The sequence below is a fragment of the Halobacillus dabanensis genome (genome assembly GCF_900114165.1).
Lineage (GTDB): Bacteria > Bacillota > Bacilli > Bacillales > Halobacillaceae > Halobacillus > Halobacillus dabanensis.
Window position 1 is genome coordinate 1 of record NZ_FOSB01000002.1, and the last position, 23,010, is coordinate 23,010.

Annotated in this window: 19 protein-coding genes, 1 rRNA gene, 1 riboswitch and 1 other annotated feature; of the genes, 8 read left to right on the top strand and 12 right to left on the bottom strand. The window is 42.3% G+C overall.

Going from position 1 to position 23,010, the window contains the following annotated elements; genetic code table 11:
* The 4 genes from BMZ58_RS03165 to leuS form a co-directional block, all read right to left on the bottom strand.
* Positions 1 to 300 (bottom strand): 16S ribosomal RNA (locus BMZ58_RS03165); the annotation flags it as partial.
* Positions 301 to 753: 453 nt separating this feature from the next.
* A complete protein-coding gene (locus BMZ58_RS03170; RefSeq protein ID WP_075035123.1) occupies positions 754 to 1,104 on the bottom strand; it encodes a rhodanese-like domain-containing protein in 351 nt (116 codons plus the stop codon).
* Between the two features lie 20 nt (positions 1,105 to 1,124).
* The gene (locus BMZ58_RS03175) at positions 1,125 to 1,436 is read right to left on the bottom strand and encodes a rhodanese-like domain-containing protein (protein WP_075035124.1); all 312 of its coding nucleotides are present in this window, start codon (positions 1,434 to 1,436) and stop codon (positions 1,125 to 1,127) included.
* Between the two features lie 130 nt (positions 1,437 to 1,566).
* A complete protein-coding gene (gene leuS / locus BMZ58_RS03180) occupies positions 1,567 to 3,981 on the bottom strand; it encodes a leucine--tRNA ligase (RefSeq protein ID WP_075035125.1) in 2,415 nt (804 codons plus the stop codon).
* 51 nt (positions 3,982 to 4,032) lie between these two features.
* Positions 4,033 to 4,250, bottom strand: a binding site (T-box leader).
* Between the two features lie 135 nt (positions 4,251 to 4,385).
* On the opposite strand from leuS, the gene mnmM reads away from it, so the two are divergent.
* The 5 genes from mnmM (at position 4,386) to BMZ58_RS03205 (ending at position 11,792) form a co-directional block, all read left to right on the top strand.
* Complete coding sequence (mnmM, locus tag BMZ58_RS03185; protein ID WP_075035126.1) at positions 4,386 to 4,958, top strand: tRNA 5-(aminomethyl)-2-thiouridylate-methyltransferase MnmM; 573 nt, start codon at positions 4,386 to 4,388, stop codon at positions 4,956 to 4,958.
* Positions 4,959 to 5,339: 381 nt separating this feature from the next.
* A complete protein-coding gene (locus tag BMZ58_RS03190; RefSeq protein WP_075035127.1) occupies positions 5,340 to 7,442 on the top strand; it encodes a glycoside hydrolase family 3 protein in 2,103 nt (700 codons plus the stop codon).
* A gap of 22 nt (positions 7,443 to 7,464) precedes the next feature.
* The gene (locus BMZ58_RS03195) at positions 7,465 to 8,745 is read left to right on the top strand and encodes an exo-beta-N-acetylmuramidase NamZ family protein (protein WP_075035128.1); all 1,281 of its coding nucleotides are present in this window, start codon (positions 7,465 to 7,467) and stop codon (positions 8,743 to 8,745) included.
* A gap of 190 nt (positions 8,746 to 8,935) precedes the next feature.
* A complete protein-coding gene (locus BMZ58_RS03200) occupies positions 8,936 to 10,579 on the top strand; it encodes an SLC13 family permease (RefSeq protein ID WP_075035129.1) in 1,644 nt (547 codons plus the stop codon).
* 19 nt (positions 10,580 to 10,598) lie between these two features.
* Positions 10,599 to 11,792 carry an MFS transporter gene (locus BMZ58_RS03205; RefSeq protein ID WP_075035130.1) on the top strand — a complete coding sequence of 398 codons (1,194 nt, stop codon included), beginning with the start codon at positions 10,599 to 10,601 and terminating at the stop codon, positions 11,790 to 11,792.
* 63 nt (positions 11,793 to 11,855) lie between these two features.
* Here BMZ58_RS03205 and BMZ58_RS03210 read toward each other — a convergent pair whose 3' ends face one another.
* Together BMZ58_RS03210 and BMZ58_RS03215 are read right to left on the bottom strand one after the other, a co-directional pair.
* A complete protein-coding gene (locus tag BMZ58_RS03210) occupies positions 11,856 to 12,896 on the bottom strand; it encodes a tetraprenyl-beta-curcumene synthase family protein (RefSeq protein WP_244151499.1) in 1,041 nt (346 codons plus the stop codon).
* A 54-nt stretch (positions 12,897 to 12,950) separates the two neighbouring features.
* Positions 12,951 to 13,769, bottom strand: coding sequence for an alpha/beta hydrolase (locus tag BMZ58_RS03215; RefSeq protein WP_083412550.1), 819 nt, complete (start codon positions 13,767 to 13,769; stop codon positions 12,951 to 12,953).
* An 18-nt stretch (positions 13,770 to 13,787) separates the two neighbouring features.
* Between BMZ58_RS03215 and BMZ58_RS03220 the strand changes: the two genes are divergently transcribed.
* The gene (locus BMZ58_RS03220; RefSeq protein WP_075035133.1) at positions 13,788 to 14,300 is read left to right on the top strand and encodes a gamma carbonic anhydrase; all 513 of its coding nucleotides are present in this window, start codon (positions 13,788 to 13,790) and stop codon (positions 14,298 to 14,300) included.
* Between the two features lie 289 nt (positions 14,301 to 14,589).
* Here BMZ58_RS03220 and metK read toward each other — a convergent pair whose 3' ends face one another.
* On the bottom strand, positions 14,590 to 15,786 hold the full coding sequence (gene metK, locus BMZ58_RS03225; RefSeq protein WP_075035134.1) for a methionine adenosyltransferase: 1,197 nt from the start codon (positions 15,784 to 15,786) through the stop codon (positions 14,590 to 14,592).
* A 217-nt stretch (positions 15,787 to 16,003) separates the two neighbouring features.
* Positions 16,004 to 16,115, bottom strand: a riboswitch (SAM riboswitch).
* 373 nt (positions 16,116 to 16,488) lie between these two features.
* On the opposite strand from metK, the gene pckA reads away from it, so the two are divergent.
* Complete coding sequence (gene pckA / locus BMZ58_RS03230) at positions 16,489 to 18,081, top strand: phosphoenolpyruvate carboxykinase (ATP) (protein ID WP_075035135.1); 1,593 nt, start codon at positions 16,489 to 16,491, stop codon at positions 18,079 to 18,081.
* A gap of 76 nt (positions 18,082 to 18,157) precedes the next feature.
* Here the strand turns inward: pckA and ytkD are convergent, their stop codons facing one another.
* Positions 18,158 to 18,625, bottom strand: coding sequence for an RNA deprotection pyrophosphohydrolase (ytkD, locus tag BMZ58_RS03235; RefSeq protein WP_075035611.1), 468 nt, complete (start codon positions 18,623 to 18,625; stop codon positions 18,158 to 18,160).
* A gap of 152 nt (positions 18,626 to 18,777) precedes the next feature.
* Here ytkD and BMZ58_RS03240 point away from each other — a divergent pair, with 152 nt between their 5' ends.
* Complete coding sequence (locus BMZ58_RS03240) at positions 18,778 to 19,044, top strand: hypothetical protein (RefSeq protein WP_075035136.1); 267 nt, start codon at positions 18,778 to 18,780, stop codon at positions 19,042 to 19,044.
* Positions 19,045 to 19,091: 47 nt separating this feature from the next.
* Here the strand turns inward: BMZ58_RS03240 and BMZ58_RS03245 are convergent, their stop codons facing one another.
* The 4 genes from BMZ58_RS03245 to menB form a co-directional block, all read right to left on the bottom strand.
* Positions 19,092 to 19,403: a hydrolase gene (locus tag BMZ58_RS03245; RefSeq protein ID WP_075035137.1), complete on the bottom strand. Its 312-nt coding sequence runs from the start codon at positions 19,401 to 19,403 to the stop codon at positions 19,092 to 19,094.
* Positions 19,404 to 19,462: 59 nt separating this feature from the next.
* The gene (menC, locus tag BMZ58_RS03250) at positions 19,463 to 20,563 is read right to left on the bottom strand and encodes an o-succinylbenzoate synthase (RefSeq protein WP_075035138.1); all 1,101 of its coding nucleotides are present in this window, start codon (positions 20,561 to 20,563) and stop codon (positions 19,463 to 19,465) included.
* Positions 20,560 to 22,017: an o-succinylbenzoate--CoA ligase gene (locus tag BMZ58_RS03255; protein ID WP_075035139.1), complete on the bottom strand. Its 1,458-nt coding sequence runs from the start codon at positions 22,015 to 22,017 to the stop codon at positions 20,560 to 20,562. Before BMZ58_RS03255 ends, menC begins: the two co-directional genes overlap by 4 nt.
* A gap of 118 nt (positions 22,018 to 22,135) precedes the next feature.
* Complete coding sequence (gene menB / locus BMZ58_RS03260; protein WP_075035140.1) at positions 22,136 to 22,954, bottom strand: 1,4-dihydroxy-2-naphthoyl-CoA synthase; 819 nt, start codon at positions 22,952 to 22,954, stop codon at positions 22,136 to 22,138.
* Between the last annotated feature and the right edge of the window lie 56 nt (positions 22,955 to 23,010).

Consider the following 23,010-nt stretch of genomic DNA (forward strand, 5'->3'; position numbering starts at 1 on the left):
GCCTTGGTGAGCCGTTACCTCACCAACTAGCTAATGCGCCGCGGGCCCATCTGTAAGTGATAGCAAGAAGCCATCTTTCAACTTTCCTTCATGCGAAGAAAAGTATTACCCGGCATTAGCCCCGGTTTCCCGGGGTTATTCCGGTCTTACAGGCAGGTTGCCCACGTGTTACTCACCCGTCCGCCGCTCGTTCCACGAGCTTCACCTCAGATGAGGATCCACTCGCTTCCCGCGCTCGACTTGCATGTATTAGGCACGCCGCCAGCGTTCGTCCTGAGCCAGGATCAAACTCTCCATAAAAGTTAAGTTTGACTTGCTCATTCGCACACCGAATGTGCTTGTTTAAAATCTCTTCTATAAAAGAAGAAAAGTTTTGACGTACTGGTTGGTTCGTTCAGTTTTCAAAGATCAAATGTTTTGTTCGCCGCTTTAAAAAAGCGACTTAATAAATATATCATTTCCAGTTGTTTTCGTCAACAACTTTATTATGATTTATTTTATTAAGCTGTTTACGGTTCGTCACTTTCTTAATGCGACAGTGATTAAATGATAGCATAGTAAACTATCAATCGTCAATATCTTTTATAGTTATTTATTCCAAAGCTTTCTTTTGCGCTTTCAAATGAGCAACGTTTACTATAATACATGTCTTAATTAAGTTCGTCAATAGTTTTATAGATTTTCCAATATATAATTCACTCACCTCAATTACCTCCTATTAAAGGAGGGGTTATAATATAAAAAAAGAGACCCTCATAAGGAAGAGGGTCTGCGACCAGAGTGAATATAATAAACTGATTTGTGTCTTTTTTTTCTAATCATTTTAGCTGCCAACTTCGCTCCGCGCTTATCATCTGTTACGAGAAGAACTTGTTTCGGGCAATCGAAACTTTCCTTTAAAAACCTTGGCAAGTAACTTAGAGGGATATTTTCAGCTCCCGGGTAAGGTGAACGATAGGCGCTTATATAATCTCTAATATCGATTATACAAAAATCAGACCCGGGAATGAATTGTTGATGGTAAGGTTTCAATATCATTTTTTCATAGTAATGATGAATAATCAGTAATACTAAAATAACAACAGATCCGTATATTAACCCCATGTTTTGTTATCCTTTCACAACTAAAAAACTAGCTCTCCATCCCATTTCAACATTCCGCCTTCCATATTTTGCACCTTGGAAAAACCTTTCCCTTGCATGAATTCTGCTGCATTCATACTACGGCGTCCAGAACGGCAAACCATTACATACTCCTGTTCTTTCGGAAGTTCCTCCACTTTTTGCGGAATGTCAGCCAATCGGATGTGTTTAGCATTTGGAACCATGCCTTGAGCAACCTCTTCGTCTTCTCTTACATCTATAACTGTAATATCTTCATTTTGTTTAATTTTCTCTTCCACTTGTTGTGGTGTTATTTCTTTGATCTGACTCATTCTTATCCCTCCAATGTATTTGTTTGCACCTACATTTTAATTCAGTATATCTCAAAGTCAAGGTATCTGTTCATTTAATCTGCCGAGAAAAAGGAAGCACCTCGTATTTTAAATACAAGGTGCCCCATTATTAATTTGCTACAATGTTTACCAACTTCCCTGGAACAGCGATCACTTTACGTACCGTCTTTCCTTCTAGCCATTGTTGCACATTACTATCTTCAAGTGCTTGTTTTTCTAAGTCCTCTTTGGAAGCATCTTTGTTTACCATCATTTTCGCTCTCACTTTACCCATCACCTGAACGACAATTTCAACTTCGTCTTCCACAAGCTTAGACTCATCAAACCTAGGCCAGTTTTGGTAACTAACCGTTTCTTCATGCCCTAATTTTTCCCATATCTCCTCCGATAAGTGTGGAGCAACAGGGGACAGAAGTTTAACGAAACCTTCTACATACTCTTTCGGTAGTACATCTGCTTTATACCCTTCATTGATGAAGACCATCATTTGGGAAATGCCAGTATTAAATCGTAGCTCTTCGAAGTTTTCAGTCACTTTCTTCACTGTCTCATGATAAACTTTTTCAAGTGTTGTGTCACTTGTGTCTTCTTTGACCGCTTCAGACAGTTCTCCCTCGGTTACGAATAATCTCCATACCCGGTCAAGGAAACGACGAGCCCCATCTAAACCATTTGTAGACCAGGCTACAGAAGCATCCAATGGACCCATGAACATCTCGTACAGTCGAAGGGTGTCTGCACCATGGGAATACACGATGTCATCTGGGTTTACGACATTTCCTTTTGACTTGCTCATCTTTTCATTGTTCTCCCCAAGGATCATTCCCTGATTGAATAGTTTTTGGAATGGCTCTTTGGTAGGTACTACACCTGCATCGTAAAGGACTTTATGCCAGAAGCGAGCGTAAAGTAAGTGTAGAACAGCGTGTTCAGCCCCACCGATGTATACATCGACCGGAAGCCATTTTTTCAATGCTTCATAATCAGCAAATATTTCGTCATTATTAGCATCAATATACCGCAAATAATACCAGCAACTACCTGCCCATTGTGGCATCGTGTTTGTTTCTCTTCTACCTTTCATGCCCGTTTCAGGATCGACGACATTTACCCACTCATCAATATTAGCAAGTGGAGACTCTCCTGTACCCGAAGGTTTAATCTCTGTCGTTTTTGGAAGTTGAATAGGAAGTTCTTCCTCTTTAACAGGAGTTATTGAACCATCTTCCCAATGAATAACCGGGATCGGTTCACCCCAATATCTTTGGCGACTGAACAACCAATCCCGAAGACGGTAAGTTGTCTGCTTTTTCCCTTTACCGTTTTCTTCCAACCATTCAATTGCTTTATTAATGGCTTCTTCTTTATCCAGACCATTTAAAAAGCCGGAATTGATATGCGGACCATCTTCCGTGTAGGCAGCTTCTTCGACATTCCCCCCCTCAACCACAGGGATTATTGGAAGCTCAAATTTCTGAGCAAACTCGTAATCTCGTTCATCATGAGCAGGAACTGCCATAATAGCTCCACTACCATAGCTCATCAATACATAATCGGCTACCCAAATCGGGAGCTTTTCACCATTAATCGGGTTGATTGCATAAGCCCCTGTAAAGACACCGGACTTGTCTTTTGCCAAGTCTGTACGTTCAAGGTCACTCTTGTTTTGTGCTTTTTCAATATATGTCCCTACTGCTTCTTTCTGTTCTGATGTGACAATCTCATCCACCAATGGATGTTCCGGTGCTAGTACGGCATAAGTTGCACCGAACAATGTATCTGGACGAGTCGTAAAGACATCAAAGGAACGTTCCGTATCATCGATTTCAAAAGATACTTCTGCCCCCTCTGATTTTCCAATCCAGTTGCGTTGCATATCTTTGATGCTCTCTGGCCAATCCAACTCTTCCAAATCTTCCAGGAGGCGATCAGCATATGCTGTAATTTTCAGCATCCATTGTTTCATCGGACGGCGCTCTACAGGATGGTCTCCCCGTTCACTTCTACCATCAATCACTTCTTCGTTTGCAAGTACTGTTCCTAGCGCTGGGCACCAGTTGACCGCAACTTCGTCAATATAAGCCAATCCTTTTTCATATAGTTTCAAGAAAATCCATTGAGTCCATTTATAATAATCCGGATCTGTTGTATTTACTTCACGATCCCAGTCATAAGAAAACCCAAGTTCCTGTATCTGACGACGGAACGTATCGATATTTTTTCTTGTAAATTCTTCAGGGTCATTCCCAGTGTCAAGAGCATACTGTTCTGCAGGTAAACCAAACGCATCCCAGCCAATTGGATGCAGGACTTCATAACCTTGCATACGCTTCATACGGGAAAGTATATCCGTAGCTGTGTATCCTTCCGGGTGTCCCACATGCAATCCTGCCCCTGATGGGTATGGAAACATGTCTAATGCATAGAATTTCTTTTTGTTCGAATAGGTGTCTGTCTTAAATGTCTTTTCTTCAAGCCAGAACTTTTGCCATTTCTTCTCAATCTTTTTATGATCAAAAGCCATTTCTTTTCCTCCTCATGTTCTCTATAAAAATATAAAAAGCCCCTCATCCCTATATGGGACGAGAGGCTTGATTCCCGCGGTACCACCCAAATTAACACATATTAGTGTTCAACTTGACGTCGATAACGGCGACCAAACCGGCAGAAACTACTGGTGTTCATTCCTGCGACATCCAAGGCGAGTTCATGATATCCAAGGACAGCTTTCACCAGCCGCTGCCTCTCTATTTCTTGAATAAAAGCATTACTACTCCTTTTCTACGTCATACTATTTATATTCGTATCTTAATGAATTGAACCCCCTTTGTCAAGCAGTGGACGCCCACACAAGGTATTTGTTGAAATAATCCATTTTGGAAATTTCATGCTACAATACACAGGAAAATAAATAATGGAGGAGTCCTGATGATATTAGATCGAATATTAGATTTTGCTCATTCACTAATGGAGAGAGCTGTTCAGAAAGGTGACATTGTTGTTGATGGCACCTGCGGAAATGGATACGATACAGCGTTTCTTGCAAAAATTGTCGGTGAGACAGGCCATGTGTATGCTTTTGATGTTCAAGAAGAGGCGATTAACAATACTAAGGAAAGGCTAAGAAAAGAAGGAGTTAGTGAACAATCCACTGTCATTTATGATTCACATGTACATGTCCAAGAGTACTTACAGACCGAACATAAAGGAAATGTTCAGGCAGCCATTTACAACTTAGGCTATTTACCTGGTAGTGATAAAACAATTATCACGAAGCCTGAAGGGACGATTGAGTCTGTGAAAAGTGTGCTTGCCACATTGAAAAAAGGTGGACTTATCGTCCTTGTCGTCTATCACGGACACCCAGGAGGAAGAAAAGAGAAGGATGCACTCTTAGAGTATGTCACATCCTTAGATTCAAAAAATCACCAAGTTTTAAATTATGAGTTTATTAATAAAAAAAATACACCACCATTTATCTTGGCTATTGAGAAAATCTAAAAGCGGGTGAATAGAGAAACGAACGAATAGCAAAAGCATCTCTTTCCGAAGGGGTGCTTTTGTACTTTTCTACATTTACTTTATAAGATAACTAATTAAATTTCCAAAATGATTCTATTGTAGCAGGAGAAAAGTACAAGAAAACCATGGGAATATCAGGAATAAAGGTCTTAAGTGGTATAGACGACTATAGCACTTCTCCGTTACGCTTTTATTACAATATGTAAACGCTTCCAACAAGTAGTCTCATGATTCTTCTTTTCTACCTCTCTTCAATTACTTTTATATGACAAGAAACAACTTCTTTTGGCTTTGCGAAGGTTGGACCGTTAGGATAACGGCTCGACTTTTACAAATAGATATATCAAGGAGGAATGTTGAATGAGAAAGCTTAGTAAAGGGTTGTTCATTGCGACACTGTCCCTTTGCATGTTGCTGCCGCAGGTTCTGACGGGTCAACAGGCGAAAGCATCTGAAATAGGAAAAATTCCGGATTTGATCATCCTGCAAAATGTTCCCCAGAGCGATGTAACTTTGGAAAGTGATTCGTTTACTCTTGACGCCTTGAACGTCTATGAAGATGGCCACTTTAAATTAGTAGAAGATGGAATCGAGTGGTCGTCGAAGAACCGCAACGTCGCCACAGTTGATGGGAACGGAAAAGTGACATTCACTGGTAAGCCAGGAAGGGCATGGATCACTGTAAGCGACGGCACCCATGAAGACCGCATAGCTTTTGATTTCAAACCGGACCGTTCTACCAAAGGGAAACCTGATTTTAAACCAACCATTATTAAAGAACAAGGAGATCGCTATGACCTCATTTCTCATGCTCTTGAGAACATGACGATGGAGGAAAAAGTCGGCCAGATGATCATGCCGGATTTCCGCACTTGGGATGGAGAGAATGTCACGGAAATGCTTCCTGAAATTGAAAACCTTGTTGAGCAGTATCATCTCGGAGGTGTGATTCTATTCCGTGAAAATGTGGTCACAACAGAACAGACAGCTAAGCTTGTCTCTGAGTATCAACAAGCTTCTGAAAAATACGGACTGTTGATGACGATCGATCAGGAAGGCGGAATCGTGACGCGTCTGCAGTCGGGAACGGATATGCCGGGCAACATGGCTCTTGGTGCCACACGTTCAGAAGAAATAACTCAAAATGTCGGACGAGCGATCGGTGAAGAGCTTACTTCTCTAGGCATTAATATGAACCTTGCGCCTGTGATGGATGTGAACAATAATCCTGACAACCCGGTTATCGGAGTTCGTTCATTTGGTGAAGATCCTGAACTCGTCGGTCAATTGGGCGTGGCTTATACAAAAGGTCTGCAAGAGACAGGCGTAGCGGCAACTGCTAAACACTTCCCAGGACACGGAGATACAGCTGTTGATTCCCACCTCGGCTTGCCGGAGGTACCTCATGATCTTGAACGTTTGAAAAAGGTAGAGTTGTACCCTTTCCAACAAGCGATGGATGCAGATATTGACGCGATTATGACAGCTCACGTTACCTTCCCGAAAATCGATGACACAAAAGTCATCTCGCAAAAGGATGGGACTGAAATTGCATTGCCTGCTACCTTATCTGAAAAAGTTTTAACAGGTCTTATGCGTGATGAAATGGGATATGAAGGTCTCGTCATTACAGATGCATTGAATATGAAAGCCATCGCTGACCATTTCGGTCCTGTCGATGCCGTGATTCGTGCGGTGAATGCTGGGACAGACATCATCCTCATGCCAGTAGGATTAGAAGAAGTCGCAGAAGGACTTTATGATGCGGTCGATAATGGAGAAATACCTATGGTAACAATCGAAGAATCCGTTGAACGCATTTTAACTTTGAAGTTGAAGCGCGGGATCATCAAATCAGAAAGCCCACAATCTGTAGAAGATAAAATAGCCGAAGCGAAAGAGATTGTCGGTTCTGAGGAACATAAAGAAATAGAAAAAAAAGCAGCCGAACGTTCCATTACATTAGTGAAAAATGATAATGTCTTGCCACTTAATGATGCAGATAATGAAAAAGTGGTAGTCATCGGGAATTCGTATATCGGATCTCTTGGGGACGCGTTGAAAGCTCATCAACCGAACACCACGGTAATCTCTTCAAGCGATACCGTGCTGACAGAGGAGCAAAAACAAATCGTAGCAGAAGCTGATCAAATTATATTTGGCACGTACACCTATAATGTGTCAAGCCGCTCTGCAGGTAATCCCCAAATGAGATTGATGGACGAAGTAATGGCCAGTACAGAGGCACCTGTTATAGGAGTAGGAATTCGTAACCCTTATGACGTAATGACCTATCCAGAGGTGGATGCGTTCATCGCTCAATACGGCTTTAGAAAGGCAAGCTTTGAAGCGACAGCTGCAACCATCTTTGGTAAAAATAACCCGGCAGGTCAATTACCTGTCACCATCCCAGGTCAAGACAGTGAAGTATTGTACGGGTACGGTACAGGGTTGAGTTATTAATTCAATAAAGGGAGAGGTTATTTTGAAAAAATGGTTCATGTTAGCGATTGTTTTACTGATGACATGGTCGGCAGTCTCCGTAGTATTAGCGGATCACAATGGAAATCCGGGGAAGCACAAAGGACACGATAAGAAAAAAGGAGAAAAGTTCAAACTTGGAGTGGAAGTCCTTTTAGATGAAGAGAAGGATCTCATTGAGGGGGAAAATGTCGGTCTGATTACTAATCCGACGGGAGTCGATCAAGACTTGAACAGCATTGTTGACCTCCTTCACAATGACGAAGATATCCAGTTAACAGCTCTATATGGACCTGAACATGGCGTCCGGGGAAGCGCTCAAGCTGGAGAGTATGTCGAATATTATGAAGATGAAAAGACAGGTCTTCCTGTATACAGTCTTTATGGTGAGACACGTAAACCGACACCTGAAATGTTGAAAGACATCGATGTGTTGATGTTTGATATCCAGGATGTCGGAACAAGATTCTATACGTACATTTACACAATGGCGTATGCAATGGAAGCTGCTCAAGAGAACGACATTCCATTCATCGTCCTAGATCGACCGAACCCGATTGGCGGCGATAAAGTCCAAGGACCGGTCCTTGATGAGGATTACAAATCTTTCGTTGGAAACTACCCGATTCCACTTCGCCACGGCATGACCGTTGGGGAGCTTGCGAAATTCTTTAACAAGGAATTTAATATTGGTGCTGATTTGACAGTGGTTGAAATGGATGGCTATAAACGGAGTATGGATTATGATGATACAGGTATGTCTTTCATCGCTCCATCACCGAATATGCCGACGGTTGAGACTGCCTATGTCTACCCGGGTGCTGCTTTAATTGAAGGTACGAACGTATCAGAAGGACGCGGCACGACACAACCGTTTGAACTAGTTGGTGCGCCTTTCATCGATAGTACCGATCTGGCAGCTGAAATGAATGATTTCAACTTGCCTGGTGTCAAATTCCGAGCTGCATCGTTTACTCCATCCTTTTCGAAACATGCGGGCACGCTTTCACATGGCGTACAACTTCACATCCTTGATCGCGATGAATTTAATCCGGTTCTAACCGGACTGCACCTTGTGAAGACGATTCACGACATGTATCCAGAAGACTTTGAATTCCGTGCAGAGAATGCCTCCGGTATCTCTTTCTTTGATAATTTGATCGGTAACGGCTGGATCCGCGAAGCAATTGAAAATGGAGACTCTGTCGATGCACTGCAAGATCGCTGGGAAAATGACTTAAAAGACTTTGAAAAAGTAAGAAAACACTATTTGTTATATAAGTAATAGGAAAAACCCCTGCCCTCCTCCATTTTCTGGATGGGGGTAGGGGTTTTTATTTCCAATGGAAGCCATTTCACATAATCCCTCTTTACTTATATGAAAGTGACCATCTTACATACATATGCAAAATGTGATAAAATTCATAAATATTCTAACATATTTGATAATTTATATAAAAGTGAGGGGAAAACGTATGAGTTACCAATCGATATTAAAGAATTATTGGGAGCGTTTATGGGAAATGCACCACCAAGCGAAGGACTTGATGAAGTTCATGGGGAAAGGCGACACTGGGGCAACCAATTCGTCCACCTCTACCGATAAATCCTCGGAGGATAAGAACAAAGGACCATCATTCGATACGAGGCAAAAGGTCGGTCTTATTTTAGGACCTTTATTGTTCGCGCTTACATTGATATTCCTTGAAGCTGATGGTTTATCAAACAGTGCGGTCGCAATTCTGGGTAGCACCCTTTGGATTGCCACCTGGTGGATCACTGAAGCGATGCCGATTCCAGCTACATCATTACTGCCTTTGGTCTTATTTCCAATCACAGGAGGATTGGATAGTGGAGCGACGTCCTCTTCCTATGGAGATGATACCATCTTCCTTTTTATGGGCGGATTCCTGATCGCTTTAGCGATGCAAAAATGGAATTTACATAAGCGAATGGCTCTTTTCATCATCTCTTCTGTCGGCACAAGCACCGAGCAGATCGTCCTTGGTTTCATGGTTGCGACGGGAGCACTTTCGATGTGGATTTCCAACACAGCTACAGCGATGATGATGGTGCCCATCGGAATGGCGGTCATTTTCCAAGCATCAGAACAACTGAAGAAAAAAGGAGAAACCGTCGACCATTCTGATTTCCACTTCGGAAAGGCGGTCATGCTGGGAATCGCCTATAGTGCTTCTATTGGAGGGTTAGCGACATTGATTGGTACACCTCCGAACACGATTTTTAAAGGAGTCGTCGAGCAAACTTATGGAATCGAAATCAGTTTTGCTGGCTGGATGGCTTTCGGAGTACCTTTGTCCTTTATATTCTTAGCCATTGCATGGTTTTATTTAGTAAAAATTGCGTACCCAATGCGAGTCAAAGAGCTTCCAGGTGGTCGGGAGGTCATCAGAGAGGAACGACGCGCACTCGGTGCTATGATTTCAGAAGAAAAAATCGTAATGACCATTTTCTCGATTACGGCTCTTGCATGGATTTCGAGATCCTTTATCTTGGTCGAAATAAATGAAAACATAAATGACACGATGATTGCTATGACAGCAGCCGTCCTTCTTTTTCTAATCCCATCGAAGACTAAACGTGGCGATTATCTTCTTGACTGGGAGACAGCCAAAGGTCTGCCGTGGGGTATTTTGCTGCTTTTCGGAGCCGGGTTAGCCATTGCGGAAGGGTTCCAGGAAACCGGTCTTGCCGAATGGATTGGTATGCAATTAACCATTTTCCAAGGAGTTCACTTGATTGTGATAATCGTCATCGTTGCAGTTCTTGTCATTTTCTTAACGGAAATTACATCGAATACTGCGACAGCGACGATGATGTTTCCGATCATGGCATCCCTTGCAGGTGCCATTTCCGTTCATCCTTACAGCTTAATGATTGCAGCAGGAGTGGCCGCCAGCTGTGCATTCATGCTCCCTGTAGCAACGCCGCCAAACGCCGTGGTCTTCGGCTCAGGCTACTTAAAAATCCCTGACATGGCTAAAGCTGGATTTTTGCTGAATATAGTGGCCGTTATTCTTGTTACTATAGCGATTTACTTTTATTTACCTCTCGTATGGGATATCGATTTAACAACATTCCCCGAAAGGTTCCATTAAAATCTAAAGGAGGATAATGATGGAAGCGATAAATGAAAAGGCTACACCATACACGCCTGGAGAATCGAGCTTTTGGCGTATCACAATTGCTTTGATGCTCGCTTCCTTTTCCATTTTCTCTACGCTTTATGTGTTTCAACCACTTTTGCCTGTGTTTGCAAGCCAGCTGAACATTTCCGCAACAGAATCGAGCTATCTTATGTCGTCCTGTGTGTTAGCAATGGTGATGGGACTCTTCGTGCTAGGGTTTTTGGCCGATCGTTATGGACGTTCACTTGTCATGAAAGGATCGCTGTTGATTACCGCCTTGTCCTTGCTCGCCCTCCCTCTTACCGCATCATTTGAATGGATGGTAGTATTGAGATTTGTCCAAGGGTTCTTCCTTGCCGGAATCCCTGCAGCTGCCATGGGATATTTAGGCGAAGAAATGTCACACAAACATCTGGGACTTGCAATGACTCTATATATATCCAGCAATGCGCTCGGCGGAATGGGAGGACGGGTGGTCGGAGGTTACTTAACTGATATTTTTGATTGGCGTATCACTATCTGGTCCTTCGGGGTATTCGGTTTTCTGACAATGATTTCGTTTATGTTCATGTTTCCAAAAGAACGTTTTTTTAAAAAAACGGACCAAAGAATGACGGAGGATTTACGTGGTATGCTCGTTCATTTAAAAAATGTACACATGCTCGTCCTTTTCCTTCTGGGTGTTTTACTACAAGTTGTGTTCACAGCCATTTGGACGTACATTCCTTTTCATCTTAACGAAGAGCCTTTCTCGTGGTCCTTGAAATCGATTTCCTTTACTTACTTTGCATATGTTTTCGGGGTGCTGGCACCTCCCATAGCAGGGAGATTTTCTGATGCAATTGGGTTGAAAAAAGTGATGTTCACTGGTGTACTCATTTTGATAGCAGGGGTTTTCTTCACAGCTATACCTTCAGAAATTTTTATCATGATAGGGTTATCCCTGATTTGTATGGGATTCTTCGTCGCACATTCTATGGCAGCCGCCTTAGTAAGTAAGTCAGCAACTCATCATCGGAGTGGGGCCTCCGGGTTCTATTTGATCAGTTATTACCTCGGGGTCGCTATCGGGAGTACAGCGGTGGGGACGCTTTGGGAAAAGTTCGAATGGTATGGAGTACTCAGTGTGACAACCTTTCTGATCTTCCTATTTATCTTTTTGCCATTCTATAAAAATGAATGATGATCGCCTCCCCTCCAGCAGTGAATTTTAATATTTCTTAGATAACTATATAAGCCTGGTCGATTACAATTCCCGTCCAGGCTTCAATCTATTGTACATTTTAGTATTATAGTAAAAGAAGGTCGCTTTTCTGCCACTCACCTTCAACATATCCTTCACAAAGCTTTTGGCATTTTTAAGCCTTCCTACCTTGCGATCAGCTAAATACATACCGACTAATCCCTTATGAATCATTTGATGGAAGAAAGGATCAGGGAGTTTTCGTACCTCTTCATTCGTCTTCTCAACAAAGTATTGGAAACGTGCTCTCATTTGTTCTTCGTGATCATAGTACGAACAAAAATTGAGGTCACCCTCTTCCTCATCTTCTTCCTGGTCAATATAATAATCCAACAAAATATGCAGCCCCTGCATATAAGGAAAATAACTCCGTTCAATCTGAGTTGCCAATGAGGTATCCATTTTCCCACTAAGAGCATAAGAAACTAAACAAAAAATCCCCAATGTGGATCCTGTACACGCTGAAAATTCAAACCAACTCAATTCAGGCCATTCCTCCTGGTGATGACTGAACCAATTTTGCAACCTCGGGATTCGTTCTTCTTCTACAACATGCTTATGTACCTGCAAATCACTATAAAGCCCCCCAAGCTTGAGAGCATGTTCATGCACATGGTTAAATCCCTCCGCTGTTTGAAGTACTTCTTGACAGGTTTTCACCAAATCAGAAAGATAATGACCATCCTCTTTTTCTTCCCGATAGAAATAGTAATCCTGCGGTTGGTTCCCAGGAGTCAATGCATCTGTCATAGCTTGATGAAGCATTCGGAAATCGTCAGGATCCAAAGATGTACTTCTATCGCAGAGGTTATCAAGGTAATCACTTATTGTCTGATATGCAACAACGAAACGAATCGCCTTATCAGATTCTGCTCCTGCTAAAACAGAGTAAATCGATCCTCCTTCACAATGGAATGTCTTCTCTTCTATACTTGCTAATGCCTGAGTTCTAAGTTCCTCATCAGGAATCGATTTAGCTCGTTCAATCCAATAGGATAGCTCTGCATGGACGGCAGGAAATACATTTCTATAAACCTTATACATCAAGTGGAAAGCATTGTTCGGAACAGAATGAATCAAATTGGACACTCCTTCCATTCATTTCAATTGATCATCCAAAAAGGAAAGCGTATATTCATAAACGTCTCGCCATTCCGGCTCATTATAAATCTCGTGGTAAAGACCAGGCCACTGCTTATACCTCTTCTCTTTCACGTTTACTTTGTCAAACCAATCAGACGTTTTATTTACTTCAACCATATAATCTTCCTCCGCCTGCATAACGAGTAGCGGCACATCGGGAAAGAGATTGATATCATTGAAAGCCTCTATTATCGCTTTTTGAAATTCACGATACCAGCGGACGGATACTCTATCAACAATCAGAGGATCTTGTGAATACTCTGTGATTTTGTCCTTATTACGTGTTATGTATGCCGGGTTTTGCGGGGCTTTAATTCTCAGTGCAGGAATTAACATATTCAAAATGTAAGAAGCAGCATTCAAAGGAGCACTCGCTTTATTTAATATGCCTAGAGCAGGGGAAGATAGCACCACACCATCAACATCCGGTTGTACAACCTGCATGAAACGGACTACCGCTAATCCCCCCATGCTGTGTCCGAGTAAAAAGACCTTTTTATTCGGGTCCGCCTGCTGGAGCCACAGTTGAATGGTATTTACATAATCATGAAAAGAACGGATGTGGCCTTTCTTACCGCTTGACTCCCCCTGACCAGGAAGATCCCCGTAAATAACGGAATAGCCATCTTTTTGTAACTGCTCGACTAAATCATGATACCGGCCTGAATGTTCGAATGCGCCATGCACGAGAATTACCGTCGCTCGATCATGAGCAGATTCTATTTTCCTCACAGCTTCTCCTCGCTTTCCTTCTGTTATACTATTATTAGTCATATTATAAGGGGGTTTATCATGATTTGCGAATATAAAGGAAAGATTCCTGAAATTCATTCAAGTGCTTTCATTGCTGAAGATGCTGTGATTACTGGGGATGTAAAGATTGAAGAGGATGCTAGTATCTGGTTTAAAACGGTCATACGTGGAGACGTCGCCCCCGTACATATCGGTAAGGGCACCAACATTCAAGATTTGAGCCTTCTCCATCAGAGTCCTGGCCAACCGCTGATCATTGAGGATGGGGTTACAGTTGGACACCAGGTAACACTTCATTCCGCTCACATTAAAAAAAATGCCTTGGTAGGCATGGGATCCCTCATTCTTGATGGAGCTGAAATCGGTGAGCAAGCCTTCATAGGAGCAGGCAGTCTTGTTCCACCAGGAAAGGTCATCCCACCTAATACCCTCGCCTTTGGTCGACCTGCTAAAGTGATAAGGGAACTGAATGAAGAGGATATTAAGGAACTGAACCGCATTAGAGAAAGTTATGTTGAAAAGGGCCAGTACTATAAACAACATCAAGATTGATTCTTTCAATAAAAGACTCGATTGCATTCTGTCAACGAAGATGTGAGAAACGACTAGATTCCCACAGGCGTTTTCTCCAACCACCTATGCCATACCAAGTTCCTCGGAATCACTCACCATGTTATCCTTTGTTGACAAGATTAGAATCGTGAAAACCACCGATGTCATGCTATGTCTCAGGGAACACGCGGACAGGAAAACTCTCCTAAGAGCGGATAACCATAAGCAAACGATACAGTGCCACAGAACATAATACAAAAGTCCCCGTCGAATGGCGAGGACTTTTGTGTTATTTCAAATGATCTTTCAATTCTTGGGCTTTGTCGGTGCGTTCCCATGGAAACTCTACATCTGTACGTCCAAAATGGCCATAAGCTGCTGTCTGACGGTAAATCGGACGTCTTAAATCCAACATTTTAATGATTCCTGCTGGACGAAGATCAAACAACTCCCGCACAGCGGCAACAAGTCTTTCTTCAGAAACTTTTCCAGTGCCATTGGTATTAATGGAGATCGAGACAGGTTGAGCAACACCGATGGCATAAGCAAGTTGAACTTCTACCGAATCAGCTAAGCCTGCAGCTACAATGTTTTTTGCAACATAACGGGCAGCGTATGCAGCAGAGCGATCCACTTTCGTTGCATCCTTACCACTGAAGGCGCCACCGCCATGTCGTGCATAACCACCATAAGTATCTACAATGATCTTTCTTCCAGTTAAACCTGCATCTCCTTGGGGTCCACCGATAACAAAGCGGCCTGTAGGATTAATGAAATATTTTGTCTGTTCATCAATGTAACCTTCAGGAACCACAGGACCAATCACATGTTTTTTCAAGTCTGTTTGAATTTGCTGTAATGTCACTTCTTCCGCATGCTGGGTGGAAATGACAATAGTATCAACCCTTACCGGTTGGTCATTTTCATCGTATTCAATAGTCACTTGGGTTTTCCCATCCGGGCGTAAGTACTCTAGAGTACCATCATTTCTTACATCAGATAGACGCTTGGAAAGTTTGTGGGCCAAGGAAATAGGAAGTGGCATCAACTCTTCCGTTTCGTTATTTGCAAAACCGAACATGAGGCCCTGGTCTCCTGCTCCGATCGCTTCAATCTGGTCGTCACTCATTTGACCTTCTCTGGATTCAAGGGCTACGTCTACTCCCCCTGCAATATCAGGTGATTGTTCGTCTATAGCCGTTAAAACGGCACAAGTATCTGCATCAAAACCATATTTAGCGCGCGTGTACCCGATATCTTTAATCGTCTGACGTACGATAGCAGGAATATCGACATAAGTATTGGTACTGATTTCGCCCGAAACCAGCACTAGTCCCGTTGTCACTGTTGTCTCACATGCAACCCTAGCATTTGGGTCGTTTTTTAAAATTTCGTCTAAAATGGCATCAGAAATCTGATCACAAATTTTATCAGGATGTCCTTCTGTTACAGACTCTGATGTGAATAACCGGCGATTGGCTGGCATTCTCAAAAACTCCTCCTTCTGTAAGTACAAAGTATTAGACGGAACTCTTTACCAGTATGTGCAGAAACTCTCAACAAGTTTCATATATATTCAGCAGTATTTTTCACAACCAATGGAGCTTTTACATAGGAATATCTACAGGCTATTCTGCTTGGATATTTCTTTATAAAAAAGAAAAAACCCTTCCTATACCGAGGAAAGGGGCTGCTTCCTTTCGCTCTTATCGTCCAAGGAGCTTTAACTCCTTGCTTCAGGTTAGCACCGTGTCATTACGCATGACGGTTGCTGGGTTTCAAAGGGCCTGTCCCTCCACCAACTCTGGATAAGAGAGTTTCCGTTCTCCGTTATCGTACCTAAAACCTCTTTTATTGTCAATCGAATTCCTCCGTTCAGAACCGTAAACGTTTCTTTAATTAAAGTCATACAATAAAGGAAGTCTACGTTAGCTTTCTTAATCCTTTAAATAAGTGGAAAGGGAGTATATAAACTGCCATCATAAACTTAATCGAAAACATATTCCTTCATAAAAACAGTGTAATGTTAATTACTATTTTACAGAAGTCAGAAACCCCTCTCTCCACAAAAAATACAAATAAAAAACTTGTAAGCATTTTCACATATAGTGTGGACTAATTGTTTTAATGTGTTATACTAATCTCACATTAGGTGGATCATAATTAAATGTAAAGGCGGGTCGACAATATGAGTACCATTAATCAAATGTCTGAATTGAATATTTTACTAGCTCAAGATAATGTGCATCATCAATTATCTGTTCCACACCTCGTGGAAAAGATTCTATATCGGAACGAAGGAACCCTGACTGAAAAAGGGGCCATACAAGCAACAACTGGTACTTATACAGGAAGATCTCCGAGAGATAAATTCATAGTCAAAGATGATACCACAACTGACAAAGTCCAATGGGGAGCTGTCAATCAACCGATTGATGACGGAACCTTCGTGAAGTTATATCATAAAGTATTGGAATATTTAAAGGATCGGAACGAGCTATTCGTGTTTAAAGGATTTGCTGGTGCGGATGAACGTTATCGTCTCCCCCTCCAAGTCCTTACAGAGTTTGCCTGGCACAATCTGTTCGCTCAACAGATGTTTATCCGTCCCGAATCTACAGAAGTAAAGGAACATGACGCTGAGTTCACAGTTGTGTCTGCCCCAACATTCAAAGCGGATCCAGAAGTGGATGGAACGAACTCAGAAGCATTCATCATGATTTCATTTAAACATAGAATCGTGCTAATCGGTGGCACGGAATATGCAGGAGAAATCAAAAAATCGATTTTTTCAGTGATGAATTATTTGTTGCCTGAAAAAAATGTGCTTCCCATGCATTGTTCGGCAAATGTCGGTAAGGAAGGCGATGTCGCTCTTTTCTTCGGCCTTTCAGGAACTGGCAAAACTACGCTATCAGCAGACCCTCAACGGAGGTTGATCGGGGACGATGAACACGCATGGTCCAATTATGGGATTTTCAATATAGAAGGTGGGTGTTATGCGAAATGCATAAACCTATCCAAAGAAAAAGAGCCTCAAATTTATGATGCCATTCACTTCGGGTCTGTGCTGGAAAATGTTGTTCTTCATCCGAGTAGCAACCAACCTGACTTTGATGATACAAGGCTAACAGAAAACACGCGGGCCGCTTATCCTATAGAACATATTGACAACATCGTTCAACCCAGCATTGCCGGTCATCCGAATGCGATAATCTTTTTGACAGCAGACGCTACTGGAGTTCTTCCACCAATCAGCAAGCTGACCAAGGAACAAGCCATGTACCACTTCTTAAGTGGATATACAAGTAAACTTGCTGGAACAGAACGAGGTATCACAGAACCACAGGCAACTTTCTCTGCCTGCTTCGGATCCCCCTTCCTTCCTCTTGCTCCATCAACGTATGCAGAAATGCTAGGGGAGAAAATCGACCAATTCAATACAGATGTGTATCTTGTAAATACCGGTTGGTCTGGAGGAGCATATGGAGAGGGACAACGAATCAAGCTTAGCTACACCAGAGCGATGATTCATGCAGCTCTTGAAGGGGAACTAAGCTCTGCAGAAACTTACCGCGACCCATATTTCGGTCTAAAAATACCTGCCCATTGTCCAGGAGTGCCTGATGAAGTATTGTTCCCAAGAAAAACATGGGCTAATACAAATGATTATGATAAAAATGCTAAAGCTCTAGCTGAGCAATTTCATAAGAATTTCCAAAAATTCACCTATGCCAGTGAAGAAATCAAACAGGCTGGACCGACCTATAACGGCTCTTGAAGAGTGTTTGTTCCAACTTCTTAAATAATAAAAAGAAGCCACCGCTATTAGAATAAGCGGTGGCTTCTTCTTGGTTTTAATAAAAACTCTCGACCCTTTTTAAGCACTCCGGCAGTACTTCATCCTTCATCATAAAACTGAATCGCTCATTCCCCTTCAAATTTCGAGGAAGGTGACGGAATAGGACAGGACCATATGTTTCAAAATAATGTTCCTGATCATCCAGAACATCAATGATGGCAAAGTAAACGTTCTTAACCACTGTGCCACCTTTCCCGTCTACATGATATTGGCCGATATAAGATAACTGAGATATTTCTGCACCTGTTTCCTCTCGTACTTCTCGGACTGCTGCTTCTTCGGCCGTTTCTCCTTCTTCCACTTTCCCTCCTGGGAACTCTAAGCCCCGATCTTTATGTTTGGTGAGCAGCCATTGTTCTTTGTAACGGCAAATCACCCACACATGCTTCGGCTCTTCAGAAAAAGGATGATCTTCAAATGATAATCGGACAGGGTTGTGGTAAAAATCATAAAAAGTTTTCATGTCTGCGCTCAACTGCCTTTATTCCTTTTGTATGCGTTCTGTCTACTACCTGTTTAAATCGTACCACAAGCCGGTCCAAATACAAACCAGTGCGCAGATAAACTTAAATAAATCCCGTAAACCTTCTCCATGAAGCAAAAAAAGTAAAAGATATGCCAGGTTTATTTTATGTATCAGATGAAGAATCGACTCCGAAAGAATATGGAACGTTAGGAGCTACGGAAACTGCTCGCTTCTCGTGGAGGGTACTGAAGCTTTTCGCTACAGAAATTATTCAAATGCAGAATTGCACCGATTCACCCGACAGACATAAGCAGAAGATCAGCGGAATGTCCGGAGACCTTCTGCTTATAACTCGTTTGGTTTTGGTGACGGAGCTGGCCTGGATCCTATTTTTATCTAAAATATCTCAAAATTGAGTGTCCAAGATAATGTAAAAACCGCTTCTCGTCAGGAAGCGGTTTATTTAATCCTCCAGTATTCCCATTTTAGTTATATGATCCTTAGTCATCTCATCACCAAGGTCATAAATCTTTTGGAATGCTGTTTTCATATCGACGTCTGAATTATCATTATCTTGATCGAGATGATAAGGCATAAACGGAATATGGGAGCGGTAAAATGACCGGACATCTGAATTATAGATCTCATCGAATACTTCCCTCAATGCTTTCACTTCGTCTTCTGTAGCATAAATAATAAAGTCATCATTGTTCGCATCGTGATTCAAAGAAATTTCTCTTGTGCCCATATTGATGAAATATTTTTCCTTGTTCATGATTCAACCTCCTTAATGGTAGTGTGAACCATGATCAGGAAGTCTATTACACAAATAAATTAACAAGAAAACACGCTCATTTGATGGGTAACAGCTTCTAAGTACTCCCTATCTACATCTACGCCGATCCCTGGTGCATCAGGGACATTGATTTCCCCACGATTCATGGATATTCCCGGAGATATGAGATCCTTTTCGAAATACCTCGTGGAACTGGACAAATCCCCAGCTATCGTAAAATTCGGAAGGGATGCAAGAGCTAAGTTATGTGCTTTCGAGATCCCTGATTCGACCATCCCCCCACACCACACTGGAATATTATACTCCAAACAATAATCGTGGATCTTCTTCGCAGCGGTCATACCACCGACTCGGCTTATTTTGACGTTAATGATTCGGCAACTTTGCAATTGTACTGCTTGAATTGCATCATGGACAGACATAACCGATTCATCTAAACACAAGGGGGTCTTCATTTCCAGTTGCAATTGTTTATGCAAATAAAAATCTCCAGCTTTAAACGGTTGTTCAATCATCATCAATCCATAAGTATCCAAAGCAATCAGGTGATCCATATCTTTTTCGTCGTATTGTCCATTCGCATCAATCATAACAGGTAAGCTAGGATCGAAGTGTTGAACTGCCGAAATGGCCTCGGCTTCTCTTCCTTTTCTCACTTTCAGCTTATAACGCTGATAACCATCCTTTTTCAAATTTTTGATATCTGACTCCCAGTGATTAGTTAAACTGATGACAGCTCCTGCAGGAACGACCTGTCGCTTTCCTCCTAAAACACTGCTCAGACTCAGACCTTTTTCTTTGGCGTAGAGATCCCATAAAGCTCCCTCTAGTCCTGCTTTCGCCATTTGGTGTCCCTGTATATCGTTTGTTAGGTTGACAAAACCCGTTGGGTATACCAGCTCATTTTCCAAAACTCGTGGAACGATAAGTTCCCCAAGGACATACCAGGCTGTCTCAATTGTTTCATAAGTGTAGAACGGTGTCGGGAATGCAGTAACTTCTCCGTACCCGACAAGCCCTACTTCATCCATCGCCTCTACAATAATCAATGGTCTGTTTTCCAGATTGATCTGATGGGTAATAAAAGGAGACTTGAGAGGCAATTGTACTTTTCGCAAAGTGATTTTCTTCACTCTCATTCTGATGTTTCCCCATCTAACAAATGGAACAATTTTCGTCTCAACAGTTTGTTCGAAGCATTTCTCGGAAGAGCGTCTACAAAATGAATTTCGGCTGGATTCTTAAACTTTGCTAACCTTTTATTACAAAATGTTCGAACGTCTTCAACAGTTACGCCTGCCTCTGTTACTAAAAAGGCGACGGGTACTTCTCCCCATACTTCATCATGGCGACCAGCTATACCGGTTTCTCTTACTCCAGGCATCTCACTCAACACACTCTCTACTTCAGCTGGATATACATTTTCCCCTCCAGAAATAATAATATCTTTCACACGGTCGACCACGTATAAGAACCCATCCTCATCTTCATATCCAAGATCGCCAGTACGCAGGTAAATGCCGTCTTCTTCCTTTCGGTTAAAATACCCTTTAGAGACCATAGGACCTCGTACGAGTATTTCCCCTACTTCTCCTCTCTTGTGGCTATCAATCCTCAATTCAGCAAGACTCAGCGCTTTTCCAGCTGACCCTATTTTCGAAAAGGCATAATCCGGACCAAGCGTTGCTATCTGAGAGGATGTTTCTGTCATCCCATACGTTTGAAAAACAGGGATATTCCGCTTTGATGTTTCTTGTAACAAACGTTCGGGGACGGGGCCTCCGCCCAGAAGCATACAACGGAAACCTTTTGGATACGTTTCTCCATCTAACAATCTAAGTAATCGTTGCAGCATAACGGTTACGACAGAAACATGGGTTACACCTTTTGCTATGATTGCGTCGTGAACCAGCGGAGCATCGAATTTTTCCAAAAGGTGGGTAGACATTCCATAAATAACATTTTTCATAAGCACTGAAAAACCGCCGACATGGAATAACGGTAGACAAATAAGCCATTTATCATTTGAATTGATTCCTAAGTTAAGCGCAGAGGCAATGGCACTATACCAGTGATTCCCGTATGTATGCATAACCGCTTTCGGGTGGCCAGTAGTCCCCGATGTATACATCATGGTATAAACCTCTTCAAAGGGAAGCTCTCTCCTTAATGGATAATCGAGCTCGTTTAGGATAGGTAACTCTTCAATCGCCTTTACCTTCATCTCCAGTCCAACAGCTGATTTGTCGGCAATTCCCTCATAACCTTTCCCTATATAAAAGTGAGATATATGAGCATCCTTCAATTGAAAAGCAATTTCAGGTGCTGTCAACCTTGTGTTGAGTAGCACAGCAACAGCTCCAATATAACTAATAGCATGAATGAATATTGGGAAGTACGGGGTGTTATCAGAAAGAAAGGCCACATGGTCTCCAGGTTTCACACCTTCATCAATCAATGCCCGGGCCATGCCTCGACTTCTTTTTCTTAAATCTCTAAAGCTGATTTGTTCCCCCATATATGTTTCGACCGCCAAACGATCAGGATTTAATTCTGCTTGCTTATCTAGCCAATGAGGAATTTGTTCGCTCATTCTTATCCTTCCTTTTCTTGTAGTATTCAAAGGCTCACCAACTTGATTGGACATATGAAAAAGGGGCGCCCCTTTTCAGGATGCCCCTTTCTTGCAATCATGATTTATATGGCTTTCATCAAGGGAAACGAGGGAACTGATCGAAATCAGGTTTTCTCTTCTCCTTGAAGGCGTCACGACCTTCCTTTGCTTCTTCCGTCGTATAGTAGAGCAATGTAGCGTCTCCACCCATTTGCTGCAGACCAGCAAGGCCATCTGTATCCGCATTGAAAGAAGCTTTCAAGAAACGTAAGGCAGTAGGGGATTTCTCAAGCATCTCTCTGCACCATTGTACTGTTTCCGCTTCTAAGTCTTCCAATGGTACGACAGTATTGACTAACCCCATATCTTCCGCTTCTCTTGCACTATATTGACGGCATAGATACCAAATTTCGCGAGCTTTTTTATGACCGACGATACGAGCAAGGAGCCCTGCACCATACCCGGCATCAAAGCTTCCAACTTTAGGACCAGTTTGGCCGAAGATAGCGTTGTCGGCAGCAATCGTCAAATCACATACGATATGTAAGACGTGTCCTCCTCCAATAGCATAGCCGGAAACCATTGCAACAACCGGTTTAGGGATGACTCGGATCAGGCGTTGTAAATCCAATACATTTAAACGAGGGATATGATCGTCACCAACATAACCACCATGGCCTCTTACTTTTTGGTCCCCACCTGCACAGAATGCGTCATCTCCAGCTCCTGCTAGAACAATGACACCGATTCTCGAGTCATCACGAGCGTAAGCAAAAGCATCTATCAATTCATGGACGGTTTGCGGACGGAAAGCATTTCGTACTTCCGGGCGGTTGATTGTAATTTTCGCAATCCCTTCAAATCTCTCATACATAATATCTTCGTATTCACGTTCACGAACCCATTCAAAAGACATTACATTTCCTCCTTTTTCTTTCAAATATACATGTTCTTCATGAAAAACGTATTCAT